Consider the following 4816-nt stretch of genomic DNA (forward strand, 5'->3'; position numbering starts at 1 on the left):
ACTTTAATATGAATCTGGTATTTAAAATCCGCAAATCATTTAATACCTCAATTGATGCTTCCAAGAATTTTACCAGTGGTTACACGTCTGGTGCTAATAATCCTTTATTGATTAATGCAAGTGTTTTTAAGTCGTTTTTTAAGAACAATAGGGCGTCAGTAAATCTTAGAGCTTATGATCTGCTGAATCAGGGAAATAATTTGTTCAGGGCCGTTTCTGGTAATATGATAATTGAGAACAGGAGCAAGCAAATAACCAGATATTTTATGGCTACATTTTCAATGAACTTAGAAAACTTTCCTAAGTAACTAAAAAGGAGAGTTATAGCTCTCCTTCTAATTTTATGTATTCTTTTAAAAGCTGAATCTGATTAAGTGCCCTATTAAAGTTGTGTCCCTCATATTTTGCACCGTAATAGATGTCGTTTTGTAGGTAGTCGGCTAAGAACCGGATTGCCTGCATGTAAATAATGAACTTACCTGAATAAGTAAAATACTGCTTTTCGGTTTCCGTTAATACATCTTTCATTTCTTCCATGTAGCCATCGTAGATAGCGGTATAGAATTCTTTTCTGATGCTGATTTTTGATAGATCTGTTTCTTCTTCGCTGGCTTCAGCTAGATAGGTTCTCATCATATCACCAACATCACTGATAAAGTAACCGGGCATTACGGTGTCAAGATCTATAACACATAAGCCATTGTTCTTTTTATCGAATAATACGTTGTTTATTTTGGTATCGTGATGTATTACCCTTAATGGTATTTCGTTGTTAGCAACGATATTGATATAAGTATCAACAATTCCCTTGTGCTCTGTAATAAAGGTGATGCTGTCTTTAGCTTTTTCCAATCTTTCTTCAGATGCGTTTTTGCAGGCGATCTGGAACTGACTGTATCTTAATTTTAGGTTATGGAAATCGGGGATGGTAATTCCTAATTGTGTAGCATCAAATCCGGCAAGGATTCTGGAGAACTTACCAAATTGTTTTGCAGCCTCGTAAGCCTMTTCCTTATTGGTTAACGAATTAAGCGAGGTTGAACCCTCAATAAAAGGAAACAATCTAAAATAACCGTTAGCGGTATCTAAAAGAGAATGCCCATTTAAATCGCTTACAGGCGAAACAAACAAATAGTTAGGATATTCGACATCTAAATATTGTTTAATCAATGAGATATTCCTGTCAATATCTTTAGGCATTTTAAATACCTCGTTATTTACTTTTTGTAATATATAGTTTTGGGTATCTGTAGTTACTTTCCAAGTATGGTTAATTAACCCATCGCCAAATAGTTTTACTGTAGCTTTATCAGAGTTGAGCCCATACAATGGTAAAATATTTTCGAACATGCGCTTAATAGAATTTTGATTGTTTACCCAAACCTAACTAATTCAGTTTATTAAACTGGTGTGCAAACGGTTGCGCAAAATTACTTAGGATCATTTACAACAAGAACTGACTCTACAACGACATTAAAGTAGGCTTGATCTGCTCCTGACTCGTTTTTAGGCTTGTTTATAAGGTCGATAAGAATATCGGCCGCTTTTTTCCCTTGTTTGTAGGGGAATTGCTCAACTGAGGCTATAGGGGTATAGTCCATGTAGTTGATAATAGGCAGGTTTGCATAACTAACAAAATCAATTCCGTTTAAGTTAAGCGAACGGGTATATCTGATGGCAAAGAGTGCCACATAGTCGTTAAATGTTACTATGGCAGTAGGTTTTCTTCGGTGATTGAGCATGTTGTCCATCACTTCAATTGTTCCTGCTTCTGTTAGATCTGAGTTGATGATTAGCGTTGGATCAAATTTTAAACGATTTGATAGCATTGCCTTGATATACCCTTCTTTTCTTTCGTGACTGGCGACCAGTGTGTTAGGGCCATTTATCATGCCAATGGTACGGTGGCCTTTTTTTAATAGGAAATTGACAGCTTCGTATGTTCCGGTTTCTAAATTAGAGGCAACGTAATGTATATCTTTAATAGGAGGGATACGGTCAAAAAATACTACTGGGATGTTTAATCTTTTAAATATCTCAAAATGCTCATAGGTACTTGTCGTTTTTGAAACAGAAACAAGCAACCCATCAACTCTTTGGGTTTTCATTTTTTCAACAAGAAGCTTTTCTCTTTCGGCATCGTCATGCGACTGAGCCAATAACACAGTATAATTTCTTTTGTAAGCGATATCTTCTATGCCACTTATAGCGGTTGAAAAGAATGATTCTGATAGTTCCGGTAAAATAACTCCAATGATAAAGGATTTTCCGTGTAAAAATTGGATTGCTTTTTGGTTGGGCTCATAGTTGAGCTCTGAAGCAAGTTTTTTAACACGCATTTTGGTGGTTAATCCAATGCTTGAATGATCGTTTAATGCTCTTGATACGGTTGATACCGAAATCTTTAGGATTTTAGCAATTTCTTTTATAGTTGTTGGTTTATCAGACATTAGGGCCAAATATTATAATAAACTTTGAATAACCTTACAATTTTAATAAAAAACTGTTTTATTAATTGATTTAGACCAATATACGCATAAATTCACGCAAACGTTTGCCTGTTAAATATTTAATATAACCACCGGTAAGTGATGGGTATATGTTGCTAAAACAGTAGCTAAACACGTAAAAGGTCCTTAATTTTTTAAAAAAGATTTAAAATTAAGAGTTTTTGAGAAATATGGCTCAATTATATAGTCGTGGCCGGATAATTTTTATTGGTTCCTTTTAAAAAAGCCRATAATGACAAAATATCAAACGTTTGCGTGTTTTTTTCCTGTTTTTGATTTAGTGATTGATGATATAGTCTATACCTTGTGTCATGATTCTCCAAGTTAGTTAAGGGAGATAAAATAAATTAGCTAACCAAAACGTAGAAAAGAACTAAATAAATTATGAACAGAAGAGAATTTGTTAGAAACTCAGGGCTAACTGCAGCAGCTGTTACTATTTTGCCAGAGAACCCATTGTTTGCCAGCTCAAAGGCAGATAAGGTTAAAATAGCAATAATTGGTGTAGGCTTACGTGGTCAAAATCACCTTGATTTACTATTAAAGAGAGATGATGTAGATTTAGTAGCCATTTGCGATGTGGAGCCAAGAATGCTTAACACGGCTAAGGCAATGATTGCAAAGAGTGGAAAACCAATGCCTAAGATTTTTACAGGTGATGATAATGCCTGGAAGAAAATGTTAGAAACCAAAGGATTGCAGTCGGTATTAATTGCTACTCCATGGGAATTACATAAGGAAATGATTATCACTTCTATTGAAGCGGGTATTAAATATGTAGCTACCGAGGTTATTTTGGGAATAACATTACAAGACCATTGGGATGTAGTTCATGCTGCTGAAAAAAACAATGCTCATGTAATGATGCTCGAAAACGTATGTTACAGAAGGGATGTTCTGGCAGCATTAAATATGGTTAGACAAGGCTTATTTGGCGAGATTCTTCATCTTCAAGGAGGTTATCAGCATGATTTACGCGAGGTTAAATTCAATGATGGGGTAAAACCTTACGGCGGTGGTGTTGAGTTTAATGAGAAAGGTTTCTCTGAAGCAAAATGGAGAACAAATCACTCTGTACATAGAAATGGAGATTTATATCCAACGCATGGTATTGGCCCAATTGCCAATTACATTGATATAAACCGTGGAAACAGATTTTTGAAGCTTAACTCTTTTGCCACCAAGTCCAGAGGTTTGCATAATTATATTGTAGAAAAGGGTGGGGCTGAGCATCCAAATGCGAAAGTAAATTTCCGTTTAGGTGATATTGTTACCACAACCATTGATTGTGCCAACGGTGAAACTTTAATTCTGCAGCACGATACCAACCTGCCTAGGCCATATTCATTGGGCTTTAGGGTTCAGGGTACAAAAGGTTTATGGATGGATGTAAACAAAGGTGTTTATGTTGAAGGTGTAAGTAAACCTCACCAATGGGATCCGGCAGATCAATGGTTAGATAAATATGATCATCCACTTTGGAAAAAATACGGAAACGATGCGCAAGGTGCAGGCCATGGTGGTATGGATTTCTTTGTGATCCACGCCTTTATTGAGTCTATTAAACGCAATACAGCTACTCCATTAGATGTTTATGATGCAACAGCATGGAGCGCAATTACGCCTTTAAGCGAACAATCTATTGAGCTTGGAAACCAAACTGTAGATTTCCCTGATTTTACAAGTGGCAAATGGATGCATAGAAAGCGTGTTTTTGCTTTAAATGATGAATATTAATTTTAGTTAGAATTAGTAAATAGTTAGTGTTGGAAGTCTCTATAAGCAATTATAGGGGCTTTTTTTATTTTGAATATTTCAAAATCGAATTTTGTTAACATTAACTTAACATTGAAAACTCATCTTTGTATATGTTTTTAAATATTCTGGCTTTAGCCTTTCTAATCTTAGCTTTAATTGCAGCATTTAAAATGGATACCCCACTACAAGGTGTATTGTTTATGGTGGCAATTGCTGCAGTTTGTGGTCTTTTGTATTTATTTATTTTATTTCCCGGATTTTCTGGTTTAGCAGTTGCTGTAATGTTGGCAGCTTTTATTTTCAGACAAAACAAAAGATAATTAGCTATCTGTTTAGTTATCAGTTTGTTTTATTTGCTTTAAGCGTTTTAGCAAGTGTTTTTTGCGTATAATACTGTACCCGATGATTTCAGCAGAGGAAATGTAACTCCATTATTTTATAAAATTTAATAACGAAAAATCTGGTCGAATAAATATTATAAAAATATTATATTAATATCATAATATTTTATTTAATAATTCTTAAATTTATTTCAATTAAAACTAGGG

5 protein-coding genes are annotated in these 4816 nt (G+C 34.7%); 3 read left to right on the forward strand and 2 right to left on the reverse strand.

The window, feature by feature from the left end; genetic code table 11:
- Positions 1-308, forward strand: a 308-nt coding sequence (locus AC1DG9_RS23255) for a hypothetical protein (protein ID WP_477635330.1), incomplete at its 5' end; no start/stop codon positions are given.
- Between the two features lie 13 nt (positions 309-321).
- On the opposite strand, the gene AC1DG9_RS23260 is transcribed toward AC1DG9_RS23255, so the two are convergent.
- Both AC1DG9_RS23260 and AC1DG9_RS23265 read right to left on the reverse strand, forming a co-directional pair.
- Positions 322-1350: a phosphotransferase enzyme family protein gene (locus AC1DG9_RS23260; protein WP_477635331.1), complete on the reverse strand. Its 1029-nt coding sequence runs from the start codon at positions 1348-1350 to the stop codon at positions 322-324.
- An 80-nt stretch (positions 1351-1430) separates the two neighbouring features.
- The gene (locus AC1DG9_RS23265) at positions 1431-2450 is read right to left on the reverse strand and encodes a LacI family DNA-binding transcriptional regulator (RefSeq protein ID WP_172663055.1); all 1020 of its coding nucleotides are present in this window, start codon (positions 2448-2450) and stop codon (positions 1431-1433) included.
- Positions 2451-2894: 444 nt separating this feature from the next.
- Here AC1DG9_RS23265 and AC1DG9_RS23270 point away from each other — a divergent pair, with 444 nt between their 5' ends.
- Positions 2895-4247, forward strand: a complete 1353-nt coding sequence (locus tag AC1DG9_RS23270; protein WP_477612168.1) for a Gfo/Idh/MocA family protein — start codon at positions 2895-2897, stop codon at positions 4245-4247.
- 131 nt (positions 4248-4378) lie between these two features.
- Positions 4379-4588 carry a hypothetical protein gene (locus AC1DG9_RS23275; protein ID WP_048905274.1) on the forward strand — a complete coding sequence of 70 codons (210 nt, stop codon included), beginning with the start codon at positions 4379-4381 and terminating at the stop codon, positions 4586-4588.
- Positions 4589-4816: the final 228 nt, after the last annotated feature.

Source organism: Pedobacter sp. 05L430 (genome assembly GCF_056397585.1).

What these genes read in the sequence shown, in the direction of transcription:
- AC1DG9_RS23275 (WP_048905274.1), top strand. Translation starts at nt 4,379, where the DNA reads ATGTTTTTAAATATTCTGGCTTTAGCCTTTCTAATCTTAGCTTTAATT.
- AC1DG9_RS23270 (WP_477612168.1), top strand. Translation starts at nt 2,895, where the DNA reads ATGAACAGAAGAGAATTTGTTAGAAACTCAGGGCTAACTGCAGCAGCT.
- AC1DG9_RS23265 (WP_172663055.1), bottom strand. Translation starts at nt 2,450, where the DNA reads ATGTCTGATAAACCAACAACTATAAAAGAAATTGCTAAAATCCTAAAG.